Annotated in this window: 19 protein-coding genes; 13 read left to right on the top strand and 6 right to left on the bottom strand. The window is 65.0% G+C overall.

All coding sequences use genetic code 11. From position 1 onward, the window contains the following. Nucleotides 1–85: 85 nt before the first annotated feature. Nucleotides 86–1,048 carry a TerC family protein gene (locus N5C18_RS05715; protein WP_005411722.1) on the top strand — a complete coding sequence of 321 codons (963 nt, stop codon included), beginning with the start codon at nt 86–88 and terminating at the stop codon, nt 1,046–1,048. A gap of 106 nt (nt 1,049–1,154) precedes the next feature. Then, nucleotides 1,155–1,925: a rhomboid family intramembrane serine protease gene (locus N5C18_RS05710; protein WP_053508143.1), complete on the top strand. Its 771-nt coding sequence runs from the start codon at nt 1,155–1,157 to the stop codon at nt 1,923–1,925. Between the two features lie 94 nt (nt 1,926–2,019). Here the strand turns inward: N5C18_RS05710 and N5C18_RS05705 are convergent, their stop codons facing one another. The 6 genes from N5C18_RS05705 to rpmH form a co-directional block, all read right to left on the bottom strand. Then, complete coding sequence (locus tag N5C18_RS05705; RefSeq protein ID WP_279944028.1) at nt 2,020–3,126, bottom strand: glycerophosphodiester phosphodiesterase; 1,107 nt, start codon at nt 3,124–3,126, stop codon at nt 2,020–2,022. A 195-nt stretch (nt 3,127–3,321) separates the two neighbouring features. Then, nucleotides 3,322–4,671, bottom strand: a complete 1,350-nt coding sequence (gene mnmE / locus N5C18_RS05700; protein WP_164086810.1) for a tRNA uridine-5-carboxymethylaminomethyl(34) synthesis GTPase MnmE — start codon at nt 4,669–4,671, stop codon at nt 3,322–3,324. A 3-nt stretch (nt 4,672–4,674) separates the two neighbouring features. Further along, nucleotides 4,675–7,347, bottom strand: coding sequence for a polysaccharide deacetylase family protein (locus N5C18_RS05695; RefSeq protein ID WP_279944027.1), 2,673 nt, complete (start codon nt 7,345–7,347; stop codon nt 4,675–4,677). 115 nt (nt 7,348–7,462) lie between these two features. Continuing rightward, entirely contained in the window at nt 7,463–9,178 is a 1,716-nt protein-coding gene (gene yidC, locus N5C18_RS05690; RefSeq protein WP_053451218.1) for a membrane protein insertase YidC, read from the bottom strand. Then, nucleotides 9,178–9,672 carry a ribonuclease P protein component gene (rnpA, locus tag N5C18_RS05685; protein WP_006479316.1) on the bottom strand — a complete coding sequence of 165 codons (495 nt, stop codon included), beginning with the start codon at nt 9,670–9,672 and terminating at the stop codon, nt 9,178–9,180. Before rnpA ends, yidC begins: the two co-directional genes overlap by 1 nt. A gap of 5 nt (nt 9,673–9,677) precedes the next feature. Further along, nucleotides 9,678–9,818: a 50S ribosomal protein L34 gene (rpmH, locus tag N5C18_RS05680; protein ID WP_005411729.1), complete on the bottom strand. Its 141-nt coding sequence runs from the start codon at nt 9,816–9,818 to the stop codon at nt 9,678–9,680. Nucleotides 9,819–10,073: 255 nt separating this feature from the next. Between rpmH and dnaA the strand changes: the two genes are divergently transcribed. The 11 genes from dnaA (at nt 10,074) to N5C18_RS05625 (ending at nt 23,088) form a co-directional block, all read left to right on the top strand. Then, nucleotides 10,074–11,405, top strand: a complete 1,332-nt coding sequence (gene dnaA / locus N5C18_RS05675) for a chromosomal replication initiator protein DnaA (protein WP_005411730.1) — start codon at nt 10,074–10,076, stop codon at nt 11,403–11,405. 275 nt (nt 11,406–11,680) lie between these two features. Then, nucleotides 11,681–12,781, top strand: coding sequence for a DNA polymerase III subunit beta (gene dnaN / locus N5C18_RS05670; RefSeq protein ID WP_005411731.1), 1,101 nt, complete (start codon nt 11,681–11,683; stop codon nt 12,779–12,781). 958 nt (nt 12,782–13,739) lie between these two features. Further along, the gene (gene recF / locus N5C18_RS05665) at nt 13,740–14,834 is read left to right on the top strand and encodes a DNA replication/repair protein RecF (protein WP_053508127.1); all 1,095 of its coding nucleotides are present in this window, start codon (nt 13,740–13,742) and stop codon (nt 14,832–14,834) included. A gap of 112 nt (nt 14,835–14,946) precedes the next feature. After that, complete coding sequence (gene gyrB, locus N5C18_RS05660) at nt 14,947–17,406, top strand: DNA topoisomerase (ATP-hydrolyzing) subunit B (RefSeq protein WP_133936331.1); 2,460 nt, start codon at nt 14,947–14,949, stop codon at nt 17,404–17,406. Nucleotides 17,407–17,473: 67 nt separating this feature from the next. Continuing rightward, on the top strand, nt 17,474–18,319 hold the full coding sequence (locus tag N5C18_RS05655) for a CPBP family intramembrane glutamic endopeptidase (RefSeq protein ID WP_279944026.1): 846 nt from the start codon (nt 17,474–17,476) through the stop codon (nt 18,317–18,319). A 71-nt stretch (nt 18,320–18,390) separates the two neighbouring features. Continuing rightward, nucleotides 18,391–19,197, top strand: a complete 807-nt coding sequence (locus N5C18_RS05650) for a M48 family metallopeptidase (RefSeq protein WP_053508116.1) — start codon at nt 18,391–18,393, stop codon at nt 19,195–19,197. 132 nt (nt 19,198–19,329) lie between these two features. After that, complete coding sequence (locus tag N5C18_RS05645) at nt 19,330–20,520, top strand: tetratricopeptide repeat protein (protein WP_053448358.1); 1,191 nt, start codon at nt 19,330–19,332, stop codon at nt 20,518–20,520. A 254-nt stretch (nt 20,521–20,774) separates the two neighbouring features. Next, on the top strand, nt 20,775–21,332 hold the full coding sequence (locus tag N5C18_RS05640; RefSeq protein ID WP_180878546.1) for an energy transducer TonB: 558 nt from the start codon (nt 20,775–20,777) through the stop codon (nt 21,330–21,332). A gap of 94 nt (nt 21,333–21,426) precedes the next feature. Continuing rightward, entirely contained in the window at nt 21,427–22,188 is a 762-nt protein-coding gene (gene exbB, locus N5C18_RS05635; protein WP_008265438.1) for a TonB-system energizer ExbB, read from the top strand. A 57-nt stretch (nt 22,189–22,245) separates the two neighbouring features. Further along, the gene (locus tag N5C18_RS05630) at nt 22,246–22,671 is read left to right on the top strand and encodes a biopolymer transporter ExbD (protein ID WP_040006786.1); all 426 of its coding nucleotides are present in this window, start codon (nt 22,246–22,248) and stop codon (nt 22,669–22,671) included. Nucleotides 22,672–22,674: 3 nt separating this feature from the next. After that, nucleotides 22,675–23,088, top strand: a complete 414-nt coding sequence (locus tag N5C18_RS05625) for a biopolymer transporter ExbD (protein WP_004132666.1) — start codon at nt 22,675–22,677, stop codon at nt 23,086–23,088. Nucleotides 23,089–23,122 lie beyond the last annotated feature (34 nt).

The raw sequence follows: 23,122 nt of genomic DNA, 5'->3' as shown, positions 1-23,122 counted from the left end.
GCTCTGTCCCTGGATCCCCTCCCGATCCTCCGTTGCAGATCCTCGCCGTCCGGCCTGGCATTCATCTTTCCAACGGACATTCCCAATGCAGACGATCGGTAACGTGTGGTTGTGGGGCGGCTTCGCAGCGGTGGTGGTCATCGCCCTGCTGGTCGACCTCGTGTTGATGCGCCATGGTGGACCGCACAAGGTCACCTTCAAGGAGGCCCTGTGGTGGTCGATCGGCTGGGTCGCGCTGGCCCTGCTGTTCAACGCCGGCCTCTGGTATTACCTGAATGAGACCGCCGGCCAGGTCGTGGCCAACAAGGTCGGCCTCGAATTCCTGACCGGCTACCTGGTCGAGAAGGCGCTGGCGGTCGACAACATCTTTGTCTTCCTGATGATCATGAGCTACTTCGCGGTGCCGGAGGAACAGCGCCAGAAGGTGCTGATCATCGGCATCCTGGGTGCGATCGTGCTGCGTACGATCATGATCTTCGCCGGCAGCGTACTGATCAGCCAGTTCCATTGGCTGCTTTACGTGTTCGGTGCCTTCCTGCTGTTCACCGGCTGGAAGATGTGGTTCGCCGCCGGCCAGGAGCCCGATCTGGAGACCAATCCGGCCCTGCGCTGGATGCGCAAGCACCTGCGCCTGCTGCCGGACTACGCCGGCAATGCGCTGAGCGTGAAGCGCGATGGCGTGCGCTGGTTCACCCCGCTGTTCGCGGTACTGATCCTGATCGCGGTCACCGACGTGATCTTCGCCGTGGACAGCATCCCGGCGATCTTCGCGATCACCACCGACCCGTTCATCGTGCTCACCTCCAACGTGTTCGCGGTGCTGGGCCTGCGCGCGATGTTCTTCCTGCTGGCCGGCATGGCCGACCGCTTCCACCTGCTGCCGTATGGCCTGGCGCTCGTACTGGGCTTCATCGGCATCAAGATGATGATCATCGACCTGTTCAAGATCCCGACCCCGGTGTCGCTGGGCGTGGTTGCAGTGATCATCGCCGCCACCGTGGTGCTGAGCCTGAAGTACCCGCCGAAGGAAGGATCGGGCCACGCCTGAACCTGAATCGCTGAACGGCACGGCCGGCGGGATTGTCCCGCCGGCCGTCTCCACTCTCCCGCCGCGGCGGCCTTGGTTTCGCGGCAACCACCGCCATTGCTGAGGTATGGACAACAACGCGCCCCTGCCCGCCGGCGACGTACCGGCCCCCCGCAATGACCGCTCGCGCATCCTGCGGGCGTTCAATGTCAGCCTGGCCGCCGTGCTGGTGCTGGTGGCCGTGTTCGCCCTGCAGGGCACGTTCGACTGGCGCCCCTGGGCGGTAGCGCCGCTGGAAGCCAAGGGCCTGCTCGGCCTGGTCGGTGGCCCGATGCTGCATGCCTCGGTAGAGCACATCGTCGCCAACAGCATCGCCATCCTGATCCTCGGCACCCTGGCCGGCAGCGTCTATCCGAAAGCCACCGTGCGCGCCCTGCCCCTGCTGTGGCTGGGTTCGGGATTGGGTGCCTGGATGCTGGGCAATCCGGGCAGCGTGCACCTGGGCGCCAGTGGCGTGACCCACGGCCTGATGTTCCTGCTCGCCAGCCTCGGCCTGCTGCGCCGCGACCGCGCGGCGATCGCCACCGGCCTGATCGGCATGCTGTTCTACGGTGGCATGCTGATGACCGTCCTGCCGCACGCCGACGGCGTGTCGTGGCAGTCGCACATGGGCGGCGCCTTCGCCGGCATCATTGCCGCGCTGCTGTTCCGCAACGCCGACCCGCTGCCGCCGCGCCAGCGCTACAGCTGGGAAGACGAAGAGGATGAGGCCGAACCGCTGGCCGACGGCGAGCTGGAGCCGCCGTCACCGCAGCGCGTTCCGGTGCTGTGGCAGCCGCGCGAGGGCCAGGACTACGTGGTGATTCCGTTCCGGCGGCCGGACGATCCGCGCGGCTGAGGTGTGGTAGTGCCGGCCGCTGGCCGGCAACCCGGTAATTCCCACCGAAGGTTCATGAGGTTGCCGGCCAGCGGCCGGCACTACCGGGGGAGAATCAGTTCCCCGCCGCACCCATCCCATCCACCGCCTGCCTGCCCAGTGCCGGGTCGTCGGTGAAGAAGGCATCGATGCCGGTGGCCAGGTAGGCGCGCATCTCGGCGATCGAACCCTCGGCGTTGCGTGCGTTGTCGGCGCCCTTGCGCAGGTTGCTGGCCTGGAAGTGGTTCTCCGGGCGGAAGGTGTACGGAATCACCATCAGCCCCACCGCATGCGCATCGCGCACCAGCGAGGTGGGCGTGCCCAGCGCGCCCTTGTCATCCAGCGGAATGATCGAGCGCAGCTCCGGGCCGATGCTGTCGGCGTACACGGCGATGTCCTTCAGGCCGGCCGGGGTCATCATCTGTGCGTAGGTCAGCGTGCCACCGGCCTTGGCGATGTCGGCCGGCTGGGTGTCGCCCTTCCACAGCAGCTGCAGCAGGCGGATGTTGCTGTCGCGCGGGATCTTGCCGCGCAGGTAGCGCAGGTTGGCTGTCTCGAACGACTGGATGGTGACCGGGCCGACGTTGGTATAGGCGTTGCCGCGCAGCGCCGCCAGTAGTTTGTCTTCCATCGGCAGGCCGATCGACTGGAAGTAGGTCGGGTGCTTGATCTCCGGCACCAGGCCGATGCCACGGTTGGCACGCCCTGCCTGCTGCACCAGGAAGGCGAGGATCTCGTCAAGGCTGGCGATGCGGAACTGGCCGTCGTAGGCGGTGCTGCGCAGTTCTGGCAGGCGCTCACGCGCGTACAGCGTCTTCAGCTCGGCCAGGGTGAAGTCTTCGGTGAACCAGCCCTCGACCTTCTGCCCGTCGATGACCTTGCTGGTGCGGCGGCTGGCGAACTCGGGATGCGAGGCCACGTCGGTGGTGCCGCTGATCTCGTTCTCGTGGCGGGCCACCATCACCCCGTCCCTGGTCATCACCAGGTCCGGTTCGATGTAGTCGGCGCCATCGGCAATCGCCTGCGCATAGGCGGCCAGGGTGTGCTCCGGCAGCAGCGCGCTTGCGCCGCGGTGGCCATAGACCGACACCTTGTGTGCGGCCGGGGTGGAGGATTCAGCACTCATGGCCACCGATGGTGCCACGGCCAGCGACAACAGCAACGCACAACCCCACGACTTCACTGCGACTTCCCCAAGCGGTATGTGATGGGCGTCAGTATGCGGCGGCAATGTGACAGGCGGGGGAAGCCACGCGTCCGGTAGTCGCCGACCTTGGTCGGCGCCCTGCCGGCTGACGTCGATGACCCCGGATGCCCTGTGCCAACCAAGGTTGGCACCCACCAGAGCGTGAACCCGTTCGGGGATCTGGCACCAGCGTTACTTGCCGATGCAGAAGCTGGAGAAGATCCGCCCCAGCAGGTCATCGGCACTCATCTGCCCGGTGATCTCGCCCAGTGCATCGTGGGCCAGCCGCAGTTCCTCGGCGGCCAGTTCCAGGTGTTCGTGGGACAGCTCACCGTCGGCGCGCTGCGCATGCTCCTGCGCGCGCTCGATCGCATCGACGTGGCGGGTGCGCGCGGAGAACTCGCCGTCCACCTGCTCCCCTGCCCCGGCCGACGCAATCGAGCGCAGGCGCGCATGCAGGTCATCCAGGCCAGCACCGGTGGCGGCCGAGACGAACACGCGGTCCGGATCGTCCAGCGCCGGCAGCACATCCAGCAGGTCCGACTTGTTGTGGATGTAGACCTTGTGCGGCACCGCGGCCACGGCGTCACCCAGCGCGGCTTCACCGGCGGTGGGGTCCCGCGCATCCAGCACTATCAATGCGAGGTCGGTGCGCTCGATTTCCACATGGGCGCGACGCATGCCTTCGCGCTCGATGGCGTCGCCACCGTCGCGCAGGCCGGCGGTGTCGACCAGGGTCAGCTCCAGGCCATCCAGGCGGATGGTTTCGCGCAGGGTGTCGCGGGTGGTACCGGCGATGTCGGTGACGATCGCTCGCTCGCTGCCAGCCAGCGCATTGAGCAATGAACTCTTGCCGGCATTCGGTGGCCCGATCAGCACCGCGTGCAGGCCATCGCGCAGGCGACGGCCGCGCTCGGCGTCGCGGCGCAACAGGGCCAGATCGCTGCGCGCCTGTTCCAGCCCGCGCCGCACCTGCGCGCCTCCGAGCGTATCCAGCGGTTCGTCGGCGAAGTCGATGGCCGCTTCCACGTGGATGCGCAGCAGCACCAGCTGCTCGACCACCGCCTCGATGCGGCGCGAGAACACTCCGTCCAGCGAACGGCGCGCAGCGCGCGCGGCACGGTTGTCACCGGCGGCGATCAGGTCGGCGATGGCCTCGGCCTGGGCCAGGTCGAGCTTGCCGTTGAGGAACGCCCGTTCGCTGAACTCACCCGGCCGCGCCTGGCGCGCACCCAGCGCGATGCAGCGCGCGACCAGCAGCTGCAACAGCACCGGGCTGCCGTGTCCCTGCAGTTCCACCACTTCTTCGCCGGTAAAGCTGTTCGGCGCCGGGAACCACAGCACGATGCCATCGTCGATCACCTCATCGTCGGCGTCGCGCAGGCGCGCGTAATGCGCATGGCGCGGGCGCAGTGCAGGCGCACCCAGTGCGTTGGCGATGGCTGCAGCGCGCGGGCCGGACAGGCGCAGCAGGCCGACGCCCCCGGCGCCGGGCGCGCTGGCGATGGCTACGATGGTGTCCGTGTGGATCGTGGTGTCCATGGCTCAGAGCTTCTCCAGCTGCGCGCGCGCCTGCGCGGCGCCGCTGCCCTGCGGCTGCAGCGCCAGGTAGGTGGTATAGGCCTGCCTGGCCTTGGCCTTGTCGCCTGCGTTGAAGTAGGCATCGCCCAGGTTGAGATGGGCCACCGCGCGCGACGGGTCGATCTTCAGCGTGTTCTCCAGCCAGCGCGCCGCTTCCGCATAGCGCTGCTGACGGTAGTAGACGAAGCCGAGGTTGTTCGCCGCCTGCGCGAAGTCCGGGCGCAGCTTCAGCGCTTCGGTGAACTCGGCAGCGGCTTGGTCGTACTGCTTCTCGCGATACAGCTGCAGGCCACGGTCATTGGCCTGCTGCGCGCGCTGGCGGTCCGAGGCCGGGCCGGCGCTGGGCACCACCAGCCTGGCCTTGCCGCCCTGCAGGTCGGCCACGGTCACCGGCGCCTGGCTGCCCTTGGCTTCGCTGGCCGCATCGACCTTGTTGTTCAACGCGATCGCATCGGCGGTCAGCTGGCGCGTACCGGCGTTGAGGAACTCCTGGCTGTCCGGCACCTGGAATACGAACTCGCCGCCCTGCGAACCGGGCAGGCTGCCGAAGGCCGGGGTCTGGTGCGAAACCGCCGACACCGCCGGCGCCACGTACGCGGCCAGCTCGGTACCGGTGATCAGGCCGTCGCCGTTGAGGTCGCCCTTGCCGGCCAGCGCCTGCAGCAGCACCCAGGTGAACACCGAATGGCCGTTCGGGCCGGCATCGGCCACCTGCTGGTCGGCACCGCCAGCGGTCAGCATCTGCCGCGCGCTGCGGCGTGCGTTCTCGCGCAGGAACGACGACGACGCCGGGCCACCCCGGGTCAGGCCCAGGCCGCTGTAGCAGGCATCCATCACGAACATCACGTGCTTGGCCTGCATGCTCTCGGCGATGTTCTGGATGTCGGTCATCGCGATCGCGTCGGTGGCGAACTCCTTCGGGTCCGAATCCACCGGGATGATGTAGCCAAGGTCGCGCCCGGAGGCGAGCTGGCGGGTCGCACCATGGCCGGCGAAGAACACGAACACACGGTCGTTCTTGCCGGTGCGGTCGTCGGCCAGGCGGTCGTGGAAGGCGGCCAGGATGTTGTTGCGGGTGGCCTGCTCATTCTTCAGCACGATCACCTGCGAAGAGGGGAAGCCGAACTGCCCTGTCAGCGTGTCGGCCACCGCCTGCGCATCGTGGCTGGCGTACTCCAGCTTCGGCCACTTGGCGTAACTGTCGATGCCGACCACGATCGCCCACGACTTCTCGTAGCCGGTGGTGACGGTGGCGTCGCTGGCCGCGCCCTTGCGCGCGCGGGCGACGGTGAAGTCGCGGCCGTTCCAGCCGGCGAACTGGTAGCCGTCGGCGATCAGGCGATCGAGGATCTGCGGCAGCGCCTTCACCGCGCGGTCGTGGATGTCATGGAACAGGATGATGCCGCGCTGTTCCTTGTCCACCTGGTCCAGCACGCGCTGCACGATCGATTCCGGCACCGGATCGGCCCAGTCCATCGAGTCGATGTTCCACATGATCGACTTCAGGCCCGCTTCGTTGAGCAGCTGCAGGCCTTCGGCGTTGCGCGCGCCATAGGGGAAGCGGAACAACGGTGCACGCTTGCTGTCGACGTCCTTCAGCAGTGTGTCGGTGTCCAGCACCTGCTGGCGCAGCGCATCGCCGGTGGTGCGCGAGAGCTGGGCGTGGGTCAGGCTGTGGTTGCCCACCGCATAGCCCTCTTCCATCAGGCTGCGGCTGATCTTGGCCATCGGCCCGAGGCTGACCTTGCCATCACTCTCGACCTTGCCCAGGTTGCGACCCACCTCGAAGAACACGCCCGGTACGTCGTAGCGCTTGAGGATGGCCACCACTTCATCGGTGTAGGCCTTGTGCGGGCCATCGTCGAAGGTCAGCACCACGGTCTTCGGCGGCAGGTCGCGGCCGAAGATCTCGCGGTCGCTGTCCTTCATCGACATCGGGTACGGCTCGATCACCCCGTAGTCGCGCAGGATCGCTTCGCGGCTGTAGTCCTTGTGCAGGTGGGCGATGTAGTCGTCCCACTTCTCGCGCTTCAGTTCGATGGCACGGGTGCGCTCGAAGCGGCTGAAGATCCGGGTCAGTTCCTGGTTGTAGTTGCGCTCGATTTCATCGAGTGCTTCCAGGTCTTCGCCGATGCGCTGGTGCAGTTTCACCGCCGGTAGCGACGAATCGGTACCGACCCGTTCGTGCAGATCGCGCAGCACTTCGCGGAAGGCCAGGCGATCGGCGTCGAACAGTTCCGGTGCCGATTCGATGTAGTCCAGAACGGTGCCGAGGGTGGCGAAGCGCTGGGGGCTGGAACCGCGCAACAGGGTGTCGAACTGCGCGGCGATGGCCGTGCGCTGTTCCAGCCCATCGTGGAACAGCTGCTGCCCCACACGCGTGGAGGTACCGCGGTCTGCGGCCGACTGCTGTTCCTCGTCGGCCAGCAGCACGATGATCCGGCGGTAGCCGTCGAGCTGCTTCTGCAGCGCGGCCAGCAGCGGTGCGGCGGCCGGATCAGCGGCGGCCGCGGCCTGCGCGCTGGGCTGGGTGACGGTGGCCGCCGGTGCCTTCGCATCCTTGTCGCCACACCCGGCCACGGCCAGGGTCAACAACAGCGAGGGCAGGAACAGGCGGAACGACGACGCACGCGGCATGGTGGACTCGAAAGTGGGAGGAACGGTGTGCCGGGAATTCTAACGCCGCATGTGAAAAGCCCGCCTTGCGGCGGGCTTCTGCTGAGGTCAGCCGGCCAGCGGCCGGCTCTACCCGTTACTTCTTCTTGACCGGGGCCGGGGCAGTGGTGGCCGGGACCGGATCGCCGCCATGGCGCTTGGTCATCCACCACTGCTGCAGCAGGCCCAGGCCGCCGTTGACCACCCAGTACAGCACCAGGCCGGACGGCATGAAGGCCATCATGACGCCGAACACCAGCGGCATGAACTGCATCATCTTCTGCTGCATCGGGTCCATGCCCGGTGCCGGGGTCAGCTTCTGGGTGAACCACATCACCGCCACGTTGATGACCGGCAGGATGAAGTACGGGTCGCGTGCGGTCAGGTCCTGGATCCAGCCCAGCCACGGCGCCTGGCGCAGCTCGACCGACTCGACCAGCACCCAGTACAGGGCGAAGAAGATCGGCATCTGGATGAGGATCGGCAGGCAGCCGCCCATCGGATTGATCTTTTCCTTCTTGTACAGCTCCATCATCGCGGTCTGGAACTTCTGGCGGTCGTCGCCATAGCGTTCCTTCAGCTGCGCGATGCGCGGCTGGAAGCGACGCATCTTGGCGCCGCTCTTGTACTGTACGGCCGACAACGGATACAGCACCAGCTTCAGCAGCACCACCAGGCCGACAATCGCCCAGCCCCAGTTGCCGACCAGCTTGTGCACCTGGTTCAGCACCCAGAACAGGCCCTGGCCGATCACCGCCATCATCGAGAAGCGGCTGTAGTCGACCACGCGGTCCAGGCCCGGCACGTCTTCCTTGGCGATCAGGTTGACCAGCTTCGGGCCGACCCACAGGCGGGCCTCGGTGCTGGTGGACTGGCCCGGCGCCACGGTGAAGGCCGGGCCGCGCGCTTCGATCAGGTCACGACCGGCCACCTGCGACAGCACGTAGTGTGCGGTCTGGTCCTTCTGCGGGATCCAGGCGGTGAAGAAATGGTGCTGCAGCATCGCCAGCCAGCCGCCGGTGATGTTCTGGTTCAGCGTGCCGTCTTCCAGGTAGTCCTTGAACGCACGACGCTGGTACTTCTTGTCGTTGTCGTACCAAGTGGCGCCGTTGAAGCTGAAGGAGTCCGGGTTGGTCATGCTCCGCGACAGGATCGTCGGGGTGCGGTCCAGGGTGCGGTAGACGTAACCGTTCCACGGCGCGGTGCCGGTGTTGCTGACTTCGTCCTTGAAGCGCACGGCGTACTCGTTGCGCGAGACGGTCAGGGTGCGCTTGATGGTCACGCCGTTGTCGGCGGTCCACACGAACGGGATCTGCAGCTCGTTCTGGCCCTTGGCCAGCACGAAGTCGTTGGTGTCACCGACCAGCTTGAAGCCGTCAGCGCCCGGGACCGGGGTGTTCTTGTCCTCGCTGGCCCAGCCGCTGATCGCGCTGTACGGATGCGCGGGATCTTCGGTCAGCAGGCGCACCGGCGGGCTGCCTTCGTCCTTGGTCTGCGGGAACTGCAGCAGCTCGGCATCGAGCACGCGGCCCCCATCGAGCACCAGGCGCAGCACGTCGGTGGTGACGGTCACGCGCTGGCTGGCCGGGGTGGCACTGGCCTGGGCCTGCACGGCGGCCTGGCCGGGGGCACCCGGGACCTGGGCACTGGGGATGGCGCCCGGGGTTGCACCCGGAACGCTCTGTGCGGCGGCCGGGGCCGACGTGGTCGTCGGGGCCGGGGTCGGAGCAGCCTTTTCACGGCTCCACTCCATCCACAGCAGCACGGCCACCATCAGCCAGGCAAAAATGAGGAATACGCGGGTCTGGTTCATCAGCGGACAGGCTCGGCGGGGCCGGGACGCGATGCCGGCTCGGTCAAAGAAGGAGTTGCGATGCCATCAGGCGGCGGCATTGTGCCGTCCACGCCCGGCGTGGGCAATGCACGCAGGCGACGCAGCAGGCGCAGGAAGGCCTGGCGGATCTCGTCGTTGCTGGCAGAACGCGCAGCACTACGAGCCACGACGACGAAGTCGCCTGGCTGGATTTCGGTACGTGTCTGACGCAGGATGTCGCGCAGGACGCGCTTGATCCGGTTACGCCCGACGGCGTTCGGATCAACCTTGCGGGAAACCGCCAGACCCAGCCTGGCCGGCCGGTCAGCCGGCAGCCAGTGCAGGGTCATCAGCGGATCGGACACACGGCGGGCGCCGTTGAAGACCGTTGAGTATTCGGCACGCGTGCGAACCCGCGCAGAGCGAGGGAATCGCTTGCGCGGGTCTGCAGTATTCACTGTCGAAGGGATTGCGTCTGCCGCGAGGTGCGGCATGGCAATCAGGCGCTCAGGACTTTGCGGCCCTTGGCGCGGCGACGCGACAGGATCTTGCGGCCGTCAGCGGTCTTCATACGGGCACGGAAGCCGTGGTCGCGCTTACGCTTGAGGTTGCTGGGCTGGTAGGTGCGCTTCGTGGCCATTGGGGGCCTCTCGTATGAATGGGACGGAAAGAACCGGAAATTCTAGAGAGGTACCCCGGCCCAAGTCAAGCCCTGGCAGCTACGCCAATTCACTGCCCTGTGCAATAGCTGTGGATGTTTTTGTGAATAAGTAGGGGACAAGCATTCCGAAGGCGGGCGCTCGGTGGTAGTCTGAGCCATCCATTTCCCCCCTTTCCGGCCTGTGTTTGGGCGCCTTGTCGCGTCCACGCCCCGGCCACCGGACGATTATTGCTGATGGATGCTTGGTCCCGTAGTCTCGAGCGCCTCGAAGCGGAGTTCCCGCCGGAAGACGTTCATACCTGGTTGAAGCCGCTGCAGGCCGATCTGCGCGTGGACAGCCTGGTGCTGTATGCACCGAATGCCTTCATCGTCGACCAGGTCCGCGAGCTGTACCTGGCCCGGATCCGCGAACTGCTGGCTCATTTCGCCGGTTTCAGCGACGTTTTTCTTGAAATCGGCTCGCGCCCACGCCCGGTGGAGGCGCAGAACGCGCCGGTTTCCACGCCGTCGGCGCACGTCTCCAGCGAACCGCAGGTGCCGTTCGCCGGCAACCTGGACAACCACTACACCTTCGCCAACTTCGTCGAAGGCCGCAGCAACCAGCTGGGCCTGGCCGCTGCCTTCCAGGCGGCGCAGAAGCCGGGCGACCGTGCGCACAACCCGCTGCTGCTGTACGGAGGCACCGGCCTGGGCAAGACCCACCTGATGTTCGCCGCCGGCAACGCCATGCGCCAGGCCAACCCGGGAGCGAAGGTGCTGTACCTGCGTTCGGAGCAGTTCTTCAGCGCGATGATCCGGGCCCTGCAGGAAAAGACCATGGATCAGTTCAAGCGCCAGTTCCAGCAGGTGGACGCGCTGCTGATCGATGACATCCAGTTCTTCGCCGGCAAGGACCGCACCCAGGAAGAGTTCTTCCACACCTTCAACGCGCTGTTCGATGGCAAGCAGCAGATCATCCTGACCTGCGACCGCTATCCGCGCGAAGTCGAAGGCCTGGAAGCGCGCCTGAAGTCGCGGCTTGCCTGGGGCCTGTCGGTCGCGATCGAACCGCCGGACTTCGAGACCCGTGCCGCGATCGTGCTGGCCAAGGCGCGCGAACGCGGTGCCGAGATTCCCGATGACGTTGCGTTCCTGATCGCCAAGAAGATGCGCTCCAACGTGCGCGACCTCGAAGGCGCGCTCAATACCCTGACCGCCCGCGCCAATTTCACCGGCCGCGCGATCACCACCGAATTCGCCCAGGAAACCCTGCGCGACCTGCTGCGTGCCCAGCAGCAGGCGATCAGCATTCCCAACATCCAGAAAACCGTTGCCGACTACTACGGCCTGCAGATCAAGGATCTGCTGTCCAAGCGTCGGACCCGCTCGCTGGCCCGCCCGCGCCAGGTCGCCATGGCCCTGACCAAGGAACTGACCGAGCACAGCCTGCCCGAGATCGGCGATGCCTTTGCCGGTCGCGATCACACCACGGTGCTGCATGCCTGCCGCCAGATCCGGACCCTGATGGAAACCGACGGCAAGCTCCGCGAGGACTGGGACAAGCTGATCCGGAAGCTGAGCGAATGATGCACGGATGCCGATGAGGCGTCATCGCACAAAACGGTGCAGAATCCGGTAGCAAGCGCGGGACACGTTGTGGATAAAAATGGCGTCTGAAATCGCGCCGATTCTATCCACAGCTTTCCCCACCCCCTGGGGGTCGGTAATACAGAGGGTTTCGAGGTCTGAAATTCTTTTATTTACAAAGACTTAGCGTTGTTTTCCAGCGATTCTGTCTCTACCAGCACCACCAAGCTTTTGATTTATTCCACATTTTTTAAAGCATAGGGGCACGGAACCACATGCGTTTCACACTGCAGCGCGAAGCCTTTCTCAAGCCGTTGGCACAGGTCGTCAACGTGGTCGAACGCCGCCAGACCCTTCCGGTTCTGGCCAATTTCCTGGTCCAGGTGCAGAACGGCCAGCTGTCGCTGACCGGTACCGACCTGGAAGTGGAGATGGTGTCGCGGATCGCGGTTGAAGATGCCCAGGACGGCGAAACCACCATTCCCGCCCGCAAGCTGTTCGAGATCATCCGCGCCCTGCCCGACGGCAGCCGGATCACCGTCTCGCAGACCGGTGACAAGATCACCGTGCAGGCCGGTCGCAGCCGCTTCACCCTGGCCACCCTGCCCTCCAACGACTTCCCGTCGGTGGACGAAGTGGAAGCCACCGAGCGCGTGGCCATCGGCGAAGCGACCCTGAAGGAGCTGATCGAACGCACCGCGTTCGCGATGGCCCAGCAGGATGTGCGCTACTACCTCAACGGCCTGCTGTTCGATCTGCGCGGTGACGCCCTGCGTACCGTCGCCACGGACGGTCATCGCCTGGCGCTGTGTGAAACCGATCTGGCCAAGCCCAGCGGGTCCAAGCGCCAGATCATCGTGCCGCGCAAGGGCGTGACCGAACTGCAGCGCCTGCTGGAAAGCGGTGATCGCGAGATCGAGCTGGAAGTCGGCCGCAGCCACGTGCGCGTCAAGCGCGACGATGTCACTTTCACCTCGAAGCTGATCGACGGCCGTTTCCCGGATTACGAGGCTGTCATCCCGATCGGCGCCGACCGCGAAGTGAAGGTTGACCGTGAAGCCCTGCGTGCCTCGCTGCAGCGTGCCGCGATCCTGTCCAACGAGAAGTACCGCGGTATCCGCGTGGAAGTCTCGCCGGGCAACCTGAAGATCAGCGCGCACAACCCGGAACAGGAAGAAGCCCAGGAAGAGATCGAAGCCGACACCACGGTCAGCGACCTGGCCATCGGCTTCAACGTGAACTACCTGCTGGATGCCCTGTCGGCGCTGCGCGACGAGGAAGTCATCATCCAGCTGCGCGACTCCAACTCCTCGGCGCTGGTGCGTGAATCCAGCAGCGAGAAGTCGCGTCATGTGGTGATGCCGCTGCGTCTCTGACACCAGCGCTGTTCCACGTGGAACCGAATGACGCCCGGGATTTTCCCGGGCGTTTTTTTTGTTCCACGTGGAGCATGAGTGTTCGTCCTGCTACAGGCGCTGATTCGACGCCTTGGAACGGGGACCTCTGCTGTCCCGTCGTTGGGTTCCAACATTGACGGTGCGAGTGGGCTCCCGGATTGGAGGCAATCAGGATTCCGGCTGCTGGATCGTCATGCTCAGTCGAATGGCCTTCTTGTCCCAGGTGAAGCAGGCCTCGCGATCGTCTGCGAAGCAATGACTCCTGTTTCTGCAGACGCCACTGTCCACAGGGCCCGTTCGAGGCAGATCGGGCTGGGCCCAGCTTCTAAATCTGGGTATAAATCTAAAGCATGGTGGTGATGGTAGGGCCAGATCTCGTGGAAAAACGCGCTATCTGTTTGATTTTAAAAAGTTTTATGAGGCTGAAACCCCCTGTATAGAGGGCCTTCGGGCTGGGGGGGAACCTGTGGATAGTTTCGCCGGCACGGTAAAAGGGCTTTTTTATCCACAGATTGCCCATACCTTGTGTATAAGTCATACCGTCCCGCTGTGGATAGCGTGGAACTGTCGGTCTGAATTCGTTGAATTCTGTGGAACCCTCCAGGGTCCTGGACCGCAGAATTGAAGGAATCCGGGTGGTTTGCCGCTGGCATCGCCGTTGAGGCATCCCGCGATTCTCACTGGATGGCCGTGAAACTGCTGAAATCTGTGGGCCTACGGAGTGGTGCCGTGCCCAGATTTGAAGGAATTCGCGCCCTTCCCGATTGCGGCGGGCCGCAGGCATGAGCCGCACACCACGTGAAACGAGCGAGCAGTGGCCGGCAGCCGTCGCGTTCCGGGGCGGATGGTGCCCGCAACACGACCGGCTTGACCGATGCAGTAAGCTGATGGATTACCCACCCTTCTACCGCCCAGTGCGGATGGTCCTTCGCGCCCCATGCAGATCCGCCGCCTCGCCCTGCACCAACTGCGTCGCTTCAGCGCGGTGGACCTGTTGCCGCAGCCAGGATTGAATCTGCTGACCGGCGACAACGGTGCCGGTAAGACCAGCGTGCTCGAGGCCCTGCACCTGATGGCCTATGGCCGCAGCTTTCGCGGCCGGGTTCGCGATGGTCTGGTCCGTCAGGGCCAGGAGGCGCTGGAAATCTTCGTTGAATGGGACGAGCAGCGCGCCAATCACCCGCCCCATCGCCGCAAGGCGGGCCTGCGCCACAGCGGTCAGGACTGGAAAGGGCGATTGGACGGCGAGGATGTCGCGCAGCTCGGGAATCTCTGCGCCGCCCTGGCCGTGGTGACCTTCGAGCCAGGCAGCCATGCGCTGGTGAGCGGCGGTGGAGAACCTCGTCGCCGCTTCCTCGATTGGGGCCTGTTCCACGTGGAACCTGATTTCCTCGCTTTGTGGCGCCGCTACTCGCGGGCACTGAAGCAGCGCAATGCGCTGCTCAAACAGGGCGGGCCGTCGCGGATGCTCGATACCTGGGATCACGAGCTGGCCGAGGCGGGAGAACCGCTGACCAGCCGCCGCCAGCACTACCTGGAGCGGTTGCAGCAGCGCACGGTGTCGTTGGCAGCCACCCTTGCTCCGCAACTCGGAATCCAGGGGCTGGAACTGAGCCCAGGCTGGCGTCGCCACGAACTTCCTCTGGCCGACGCCCTGCTTCTGGCCCGGGAGCGGGACCGCCAGGCCGGCTACACCTCGGTGGGCCCGCACCGCGCGGACTGGAGCGTGGATTTCCACAGTATTCCCGGTCGCGACGCACTGTCACGTGGTCAGGCCAAGCTGACGGCGCTGGCGTGCCTGCTGGCGCAGGCCGAGGACTATGCGGAACAGCGCGGCGAGTGGCCGGTGATCGCACTCGACGACCTGGCCTCGGAGCTGGACCGCACCCACCAGGCGCGTGTGCTGCAGCGCCTGCTTGATGGCCCGGCGCAGATCTTCATTACCGCCACCGAAACCCCGTCGGCACTGCAGGATCTGGCCGACATCACCCGGTTCCACGTGGAACATGCACAGATCGTGGCTGTGCCATAGTGGTCACACCAGGGCCGCTCGACCCCGGCTGGTATAATTCGGGTTGGAATCCTTTCATTCTCGGCGCATCGCTCCACGCGGTGGCCGACCTGCGGAGCCTACGGCAAGCGCAATGAGCGACGAACAGAACACCCCGGCAAACAACGGCAATTACGACGCCAACAGCATTACCGCCCTGGAAGGCCTGGAGGCTGTCCGCAAGCGTCCCGGCATGTACATCGGTGATGTGCATGACGGCACCGGCCTGCACCACATGGTGTTCGAGGTCGTCGACAACTCGATCGACGAAGCGTTGGCCGGCCACGCCGACCACGTGGCAGTGACGATCCACACCGATGGCTCGGTCTCGGTGTCCGATAACGGTCGCGGTATCCCGACCGGCAAGCATGAGCAGATGAGCGCCAAGCTGGGCCGTGAGGTTTCGGCAGCCGAAGTCGTGATGACCGTGCTGCACGCAGGCGGCAAGTTCGACGACAACAGCTACAAGGTGTCCGGCGGCCTGCACGGCGTGGGTGTCAGCGTGGTCAACGCGCTGTCGCAGAAGTTGCTGGTGGATGTGTTCCAGAACGGCTTCCACTACCAGCAGGAATTCAGCAACGGTGCGGCCGTGACCCCACTGGCCAAGCTGGAAACCACCACCAAACGTGGCACCACCGTGCGCTTCTGGCCGTCGACCGTGGCATTCCACGACAACGTGGAATTCCACTACGACATCCTGGCCCGCCGCCTGCGCGAACTGTCGTTCCTCAATTCCGGCGTCAAGATCGTCCTTGCCGATGAGCGTGGCGACGGCCGTCGCGACGACTTCCACTACGAAGGCGGCATCCGCAGCTTCGTGGAGCATCTGGCGCAGCTGAAGACCCCGCTGCACCCGAACGTCATCTCGGTCACCGGCGAGCACAACAACATCGTGGTGGACGTGGCGCTGCAGTGGACCGACTCCTACCAGGAGACGATGTACTGCTTCACCAACAACATCCCGCAGAAGGACGGCGGTACCCACCTCGCCGGCTTCCGTGGTGCGCTGACCCGCGTGCTCAACAACTACATCGAGCAGAACGGCATCGCCAAGCAGGCCAAGATCAACCTGACCGGCGACGACATGCGCGAAGGCATGATCGCGGTGCTGTCGGTGAAGGTGCCGGATCCGAGCTTCTCCAGCCAGACCAAGGAAAAGCTGGTCAGCTCCGACGTGCGCCCGGCGGTGGAAAACGCCTTTGGTGCGCGCCTGGAAGAGTTCCTGCAGGAAAACCCGAACGAAGCCAAGGCCATCGCCGGCAAGATCGTCGATGCCGCGCGTGCACGTGAAGCCGCGCGCAAGGCCCGCGACCTGACCCGCCGCAAGGGCGCGCTGGACATCGCCGGGCTGCCGGGCAAGCTGGCCGACTGCCAGGAAAAGGATCCGGCGCTGTCCGAGCTGTTCATCGTCGAGGGTGACTCGGCAGGTGGCTCGGCCAAGCAGGGTCGCAACCGCAAGAACCAGGCGGTGCTGCCGTTGCGCGGCAAGATCCTCAACGTGGAACGCGCGCGCTTCGATCGCATGCTGTCGTCGGACCAGGTCGGTACGCTGATCACCGCGCTGGGCACCGGCATCGGCCGTGACGAGTACAACCCGGACAAGCTGCGCTACCACAAGATCATCATCATGACCGACGCCGACGTCGACGGCGCGCACATCCGCACCCTGCTGCTGACGTTCTTCTACCGTCAGATGCCGGAGCTGATCGAGCGCGGTTATGTCTACATCGGCCTGCCGCCGCTGTACAAGATCAAGCAGGGCAAGCAGGAGCTGTACCTGAAGGACGACCCGGCGCTGGACAGCTACCTGGCCAGCAGCGCGGTGGAAAACGCGGCGCTGGTGCCGGCCGCTGGCGAACCTGGCATCGAAGGCCTGGCGCTGGAAAAGCTGCTGCTGGCCTATGCTGCTGCACTGGATTCGATCGAACGCAACGCGCACCGCTACGACCGCAACCTGCTCGAGGCGCTGGTCGATTTCGTGCCGATGGACATGGACAGCCTGCGCACGGCCGGCGAAGGCGAAGGCCTGGATGCACTGGCCAAGCGCCTCAACCAGGGCAGCCTGGGCAGCCCGCGCTTCAGCCTGGAACTGCAGGAAGCCAACGACGAGCGCCCGGCCGCCGTGCTGGTGACCCGTCGCCATATGGGCGAGCAGCACATCCAGGTGTTGCCGATGTCGGCCTTCGAAAGCGGCGAACTGCGCGCGATCCACCAGGCCTCCAAGCTGCTGCATGGCCTGATCCGCGAAGGTGCAACCATCTCCCGAGGCGCCAAGTCGATCGAAGTGGACAGCTTTGCCAAGGCGCAGAACTGGCTGCTCGAAGAGGCCAAGCGCGGCCGCCAGATCCAGCGATTCAAGGGTCTGGGTGAAATGAATCCGGAACAGCTGTGGGACACCACCGTGAATCCGGAAACCCGTCGGCTGCTGCAGGTGCGCATCGAAGATGCCGTTGCCGCCGACCAGATCTTCAGCACCCTGATGGGCGATGTGGTTGAACCGCGTCGCGATTTCATCGAGGACAACGCGCTGAAGGTCGCCAACCTGGATATCTGACACAATCGGGACACGGCCGGTGCGCGGGGAGGCGCGCCGGCCTTCGCCCCTTGAACGCAGGTACCTGATGTCCGCTTCCGCCCCGGTTTCCGCCCCGCCCCCGATTCCGCCGGCCTCGGCCGCGCCGCGCGCCGGTTCCCCGTTGGCGGGTTTCTTCATCGACCTGGGCATCGCCATCGTCACCCTGTTCAGCCTGAGCCTGATCACCGGGCTGTTCTGGGGGTTCTACCGCGCGATCGTGGTCGGCCGTGCCAATGCGGCGGCCCAGGGTGGCGGGCTGTCGCCCGACGCGATCAGCGCGGCGGTTGGCCAGCCGGGTGCACTGGCGCAGATCCTGATGGCGTTGATCGCCACCGGCGGCGCCGCACTGGTGGTGTACTTCTGGCGGCGTCCGGCCACGACGGACGAGCGCTCCACTTCCCGGCAGGCGCTGCGGCGGCCCTCGACATGGGGCTGGACCGTGCTGGTGGCTGCGCTGATCGTGATCGGCAGCAATGGCATCGCCTTCCTGGCCAGGCAGTTCGGCATCGAACCGGTGCCGACCAACGTGGAACTGATGCAGAACGCGATCGCGCGTTTCCCGCTGTTCCTCGTGTTGTTCGCGGTGGTGCTGGCACCGGCCTACGAGGAACTGCTGTTCCGCCGCGTGCTGTTCGGGCGCCTGTGGAAAGCCGGCCGTCCCTGGCTGGGCATCATCCTCAGCAGCCTGGCATTTGCCCTCGTGCACGAAGTGCCGGGTCTGAGCAAGAACTCCCTGCTGGGCATGCTCCAGTTGTGGCTGGTGTATGGCGGCATGGGCGCCGCGTTCTGTTGGCTCTACCAGCGAACCGGCACGTTGTGGGCGGCCATCACCGCACATGCATTGAACAACGCCGTTGCGCTTGCCGCGATGGTGTTCCTGGGGTCAACGTAACGCCGTGCCCGCTTGACGAAAGATTAAGCCGGTACGCTACACACTGCGGACATGAACACGGGGGAGCTTCCATGAAACAACTGCTGCTGGCCCTTGTCATCACCACCCTGGTCAGCGCCTGCGCGACCACGACGTCCCCGACCGGGCGCCGGCAGATGGTGGGCGGCGTCTCCCAGGCCCAGCTGGACCAGCTGGGCGCGCAGGCGTTTGCCGAAACCAAGCAGAAGGAAAAGATCAGCACCGACGGCCGCCAGAACGGTTACGTGCAGTGCGTGGTGAACGCGCTGGTCGCGCAGCTGCCGCCTCAATACCGTGGCGTACGGTGGGAGACCGCGGTGTTCGTCGACAAGGAACCCAATGCGTTCGCACTGCCCGGTGGCAAGGTGGGCGTGAACACGGGCATCTTCACCGTGGCGAAGAACCAGGACCAGCTGGCTGCCGTGATCGGCCATGAAATCGGCCACGTCATCGCGCGCCACCACGAAGAGCGCATCACCCGCCAGATGGGCGCGCAGACCGGCTTAGCGGTTGCTGGTGCCTTGGTTGGAGCTTATGCAGGTGAGTCGGCAGCCAACGTACTAAACCAGTTTGGTGGGATGGGCGCGCAAACGATGTTCCTGTTACCGGGTTCACGCGTCCAGGAAACCGAGGCTGACCAGTTAGGCCAGCGGCTGATGGCCCAGGCCGGTTTCAACCCGGCGCAGGCGGTCGACCTGTGGCAGAACATGATGGCCGCCAGTGGCGGTCGCAGCCCGCAATGGCTGTCCACCCACCCCGACCCGGCCAACCGGATCCAGGAGCTGCGACGCGATGCACCGGCGCTGACGCCGGTCTACCAGCAGGCGCAGGCGGCTGGACTGCGGCCAAAGTGCGGATGAGTGCGCAGTTCTATGCTGTATTGCAGCACATAAAACGATTTCTCACGCCATCTGTTTCTGATACGTTTGGCGGCTCAGATTTTTCTGACAGTCCGACTTTGCCGCTAACCGGCGGTTCGATCGAGGTGAACGATGATTTTCCGTAACCACAAAGCTGTGCTTTCCGTCCTCGTCGCGACCGCCCTGACCGGCGCCGTGGTCACCGATGCCTTCGCGCAGTCCTCGCGTTCGTCCGAGCGTGGCAACCGTGGCGGCAGCAAGCAGGCCAAGTCCGAGGCGCTGTACCCGAACGCGACCCGCGAGGAGCCGACCGTCAAGGCCTCGGCCAAGATGGGCAGCAAGCTGCAGAAAATGATCGACAGCTACAACAAGGAAAAGTTCCCGGAGACGCGCACGCAGGCTGACGCGATCCTGGCCGACAGTGCCTCGAACGAGTACGACAAGTCGCTGGCCGCGCAGCTGGCCTCGCAGGCCGCCTACCAGACCGACGACACCCCGGCGGCGATCGCCTACCTGAAGCAGGTCCTGCAGTTCAACGGCCTGGACAACAACGGCCACTTCCAGTCGATGCTGATGCTGGGCCAGCTGCAGCTGCAGGAAGACAAGACCGCCGAAGGCCTGGCCACCCTCGACAAGTACTTTGCCGAGAGCAAGTCGACCAAGCCGGAAGAGCTGATCGCCAAGGGCCAGGCGCTGTACCAGCTGGAGCGCTACCAGGAAGCGATCCCGGTGCTGAAGCAGGCCATCGCCGGCGCCACCGAGCCGAAGGACAACTGGAACCAGCTGCTGATGGCGGCCCTGTCCGAAGCCGGCCAGTCCGGTGAGGCGGTCAAGGAAGCCGAAGCACTGGCGGCCAAGAACCCGAACGACAAGAAGACCCAGCTGAACCTGGCCAGCATGTACATGCAGGCCGACCAGATGGACAAGGCGGCTGCGGTGATGGACAAGCTGCGCAGCAGCGGCCAGCTCACCGACGAGCGCGAGTACAAGCAGCTGTACTCGATCTATGCCAACACCGAGCACAAGGAAAAGGACGTCATCGCGGTCATCAACGAAGGGTTGCAGAAGGGCATCCTGAAGCCGGACTACCAGGTCTACCTGGCGCTGGCCCAGTCCTACTACTACTCCGACCAGGTACCGCAGGCGATCGATGCGTGGCAGAAGGCCGCCCCGCTCTCCAAGGACGGTGAGACCTACCTGAACCTGGCACGCGTCCTGCATGCCGAAGGTCGCATCCCGGAGGCCAAGCAGGCCGCCCAGCAGGCGCTGGCGAAGGGTGTGAAGAACCAGGCTGATGCCAAAAAAATCATCAACCTGAAGTAAGTAGGAATAACGCCTGAATGCCTGCTCAGTTGATGCGCAGGCGCTCAGGATTGGTATAAGCTTGGAGGTTCCTGCGGTGTCATGCACCGCTGATCAGGGATTCCGCCCCCGGCATCCCGGCCCCACTATTGAGCTCTTGGCGCATGACGGAACAACTAGTCGTTCACCGGTACGAACAACCCGATGACAAGGGGCTGAGCTGGCCTCGCATCGTCGGCATCGCGTTTGTAATTGCCCTGCATCTGGCCGCCTTCATGATGCTCCTCATTCCCGCCGTGGCTCCCAAGGCCGTTGCGGAGAAGGAGCGCAACGTCATGGTGACCATCGTCGATGCGCCGCCGCCGCCGCCCCCGCCGCCGCCGCCGCCGCCGCCGACCGATACTCCACCGCCGCCGGTGAAGAATCTGTCGCCGCCGAAGCCGTCGCCGGTCCCGCCGCCGCCGCAGGCGCCGGTCGTGGACGTGCCGGAACCGCGCCCGAACGACATCGTCACCCCGCCGTCGCCGCCGTCGCCGCCGTCACCGCCGAGCACGATCGAGGCCAGCGTGGACATCTCGTCGAAGGCCATGAATCCGCCGCGCTACCCGCCGGCAGCCTTCCGCGCCGGTATCCAGGGCGAAGTGATCCTGATCATTGATGTCGATGCCAGCGGCAACGTCACCAATGTCACGGTGGAAAAGTCCAGCCGTAACCGCGACCTGGACCGTGCTGCGATGGAAGCAGCTCGCAAGTGGCGCTTCAACGCCGCTGAATCTGGCGGTAAGAAGGCGGCAGGTCGCGTTCGCGTCCCGGTCAACTTTGCGCTGAACTGATGGGCCGGGTGGCCGCCTGGCCACCCCCCGCCCACGGTTCGATTGTTTAGCTTAGCTACACCCTTTATCACCACACACAACAAAGGTAAGCGTCATGCTGCAGGAACTTTTCATCGCCGCTGCTGCCGGGGGCAATCCGTCCAACGCCCTGTCGCAGATGGGCTTCGAGCACCTGATCCACGAAATGACCACCAAGCCGGGTGATTTCGCGGTTTCCTGGGTCGTGCTGCTGACCCTGATCGTGATGTCGGCCATGTCCTGGTACTGGACCGTCATCAACATCTTCCGTTCGGTCCGTCTGAAGAGCGCCGCTGATCGCGTCGTCAGCCTGTTCTGGGACACCCCGAACGCACAGGACGCCATCCGTGCGATGGAAGAACAGCCGGCATCCGAGCCGTTCTCGAAGATCGCCCTGGACGCTGCCCAGGCAGCTGCCCACCACCAGCGCGCTGAAGGCGGTGCTACCGGCGGCGTCGGTGAGAACCTGAGCCGTTCGGAGTTCGTCGACCGCGCCCTGCGCCAGGCCGTCACCCGCGAAAGCAACAAGCTGCAGTCGGGCATGACCCTGCTGGCGACCGTCGGTGCGACCGCTCCGTTCGTCGGTCTGCTGGGTACCGTGTGGGGCATCTACGGCGCGCTGATCAAGATCGGTGCCACCGGCTCCGCTTCGATCGACGCCGTTGCCGGCCCGGTGGGTGAAGCGCTGATCATGACCGCGATCGGTCTGTTCGTCGCAATCCCGGCCGTGTTCGCCTTCAACTTCTTCAGCAAGGTCAACAGCGCGACCATCAGCAAGTTCGATACCTTCGCGCACGACCTGCACGACTTCTTCGCCACCGGTTCGCGCGTCCGCTAATTGCGACGCGCTGTACCCAGCGAGAACGTAGTCAACACGATCTAGACGGAGCCCGTTATGGCTTTCAGTAGTGGTAACAGCGGCGGCCCCATGGCCGACATCAACGTTACGCCCCTCGTGGACGTGATGCTGGTGCTGCTGATCATCTTCATCATCACGGCGCCCCTGATGTCCCACAAGGTCAAGGTGGATCTGCCGGAAGCCAACCTGATCCAGAAGCCGGAAGACGCTGAAAAGCGTGCCGGCCCGATCACCCTGGCAGTCAAGGAAGACGGCTCGATCTACTGGAACGACGAAGAAATCAACAAGCAGACTCTCGAGTCGCGCTTGGCGACCGCCGCCCAGCAGACCCCGCAGCCGCCGCTGAACCTGCGTGGTGACCGCACCACCAAGATGCGCGTCATCAACGACCTGACCAAGGTCGCGCAGGAGCAGGGCATGCTGGACGTCGGCTTCGTCGCGACCAAAGAAAAGGGGCAATAAGCCATGGCATTCAGTAGTGGTGGTGGCAAGGGCCCCATGGCAGACATCAACGTCACGCCCCTCGTGGACGTGATGCTGGTTCTGCTGATCATCTTCATCGTGACCGCGCCGATCATGACGTACCCGATCGCCGTGGACCTGCCGCAGCGCGTGCTCAACCCACCGCCGCAGCTGGTCGAACCGCCGCCGCCGATCGAACTGAAGATCGACGCCAGCAACCAGGTCTCGTGGAACAACAGCCCGATCAATGCGAGCGAGCTGCAGCAGCGGATGGAGCAGGAGGTCCAGCGTGACCCGACCAACCAGCCGGAACTGCGCATCGACGCCAGCCCGGATTCCGAGTACGACGTGATGGCCAAGGTCCTGGCCGCCGCGAAGAATGCTCAGATGAAGAAGATCGGTTTTGTGCAGCAGTAATCGCTACACCGCAACACAACAGTCATGACGCGAC

Origin of the sequence: Stenotrophomonas sp. GD03930 (assembly GCF_029839665.1) — a bacterium.
Classification (GTDB): domain Bacteria; phylum Pseudomonadota; class Gammaproteobacteria; order Xanthomonadales; family Xanthomonadaceae; genus Stenotrophomonas; species Stenotrophomonas forensis.
The sequence above is the reverse complement of the archived record's forward strand: the minus strand, read 5'-3'. Positions and strand labels throughout refer to the sequence as shown.

What these genes read in the sequence shown, in the direction of transcription:
- N5C18_RS05715 (WP_005411722.1), top strand. Translation starts at nt 86, where the DNA reads ATGCAGACGATCGGTAACGTGTGGTTGTGGGGCGGCTTCGCAGCGGTG.
- N5C18_RS05710 (WP_053508143.1), top strand. Translation starts at nt 1,155, where the DNA reads ATGGACAACAACGCGCCCCTGCCCGCCGGCGACGTACCGGCCCCCCGC.
- mnmE (WP_164086810.1), bottom strand. Translation starts at nt 4,671, where the DNA reads ATGGACACCACGATCCACACGGACACCATCGTAGCCATCGCCAGCGCG.
- N5C18_RS05695 (WP_279944027.1), bottom strand. Translation starts at nt 7,347, where the DNA reads ATGCCGCGTGCGTCGTCGTTCCGCCTGTTCCTGCCCTCGCTGTTGTTG.
- yidC (WP_053451218.1), bottom strand. Translation starts at nt 9,178, where the DNA reads ATGAACCAGACCCGCGTATTCCTCATTTTTGCCTGGCTGATGGTGGCC.
- rnpA (WP_006479316.1), bottom strand. Translation starts at nt 9,672, where the DNA reads ATGCCGCACCTCGCGGCAGACGCAATCCCTTCGACAGTGAATACTGCA.
- rpmH (WP_005411729.1), bottom strand. Translation starts at nt 9,818, where the DNA reads ATGGCCACGAAGCGCACCTACCAGCCCAGCAACCTCAAGCGTAAGCGC.
- dnaA (WP_005411730.1), top strand. Translation starts at nt 10,074, where the DNA reads ATGGATGCTTGGTCCCGTAGTCTCGAGCGCCTCGAAGCGGAGTTCCCG.
- dnaN (WP_005411731.1), top strand. Translation starts at nt 11,681, where the DNA reads ATGCGTTTCACACTGCAGCGCGAAGCCTTTCTCAAGCCGTTGGCACAG.
- recF (WP_053508127.1), top strand. Translation starts at nt 13,740, where the DNA reads ATGCAGATCCGCCGCCTCGCCCTGCACCAACTGCGTCGCTTCAGCGCG.
- gyrB (WP_133936331.1), top strand. Translation starts at nt 14,947, where the DNA reads ATGAGCGACGAACAGAACACCCCGGCAAACAACGGCAATTACGACGCC.
- N5C18_RS05655 (WP_279944026.1), top strand. Translation starts at nt 17,474, where the DNA reads ATGTCCGCTTCCGCCCCGGTTTCCGCCCCGCCCCCGATTCCGCCGGCC.
- N5C18_RS05650 (WP_053508116.1), top strand. Translation starts at nt 18,391, where the DNA reads ATGAAACAACTGCTGCTGGCCCTTGTCATCACCACCCTGGTCAGCGCC.
- N5C18_RS05645 (WP_053448358.1), top strand. Translation starts at nt 19,330, where the DNA reads ATGATTTTCCGTAACCACAAAGCTGTGCTTTCCGTCCTCGTCGCGACC.
- N5C18_RS05640 (WP_180878546.1), top strand. Translation starts at nt 20,775, where the DNA reads ATGATGCTCCTCATTCCCGCCGTGGCTCCCAAGGCCGTTGCGGAGAAG.
- exbB (WP_008265438.1), top strand. Translation starts at nt 21,427, where the DNA reads ATGCTGCAGGAACTTTTCATCGCCGCTGCTGCCGGGGGCAATCCGTCC.
- N5C18_RS05630 (WP_040006786.1), top strand. Translation starts at nt 22,246, where the DNA reads ATGGCTTTCAGTAGTGGTAACAGCGGCGGCCCCATGGCCGACATCAAC.
- N5C18_RS05625 (WP_004132666.1), top strand. Translation starts at nt 22,675, where the DNA reads ATGGCATTCAGTAGTGGTGGTGGCAAGGGCCCCATGGCAGACATCAAC.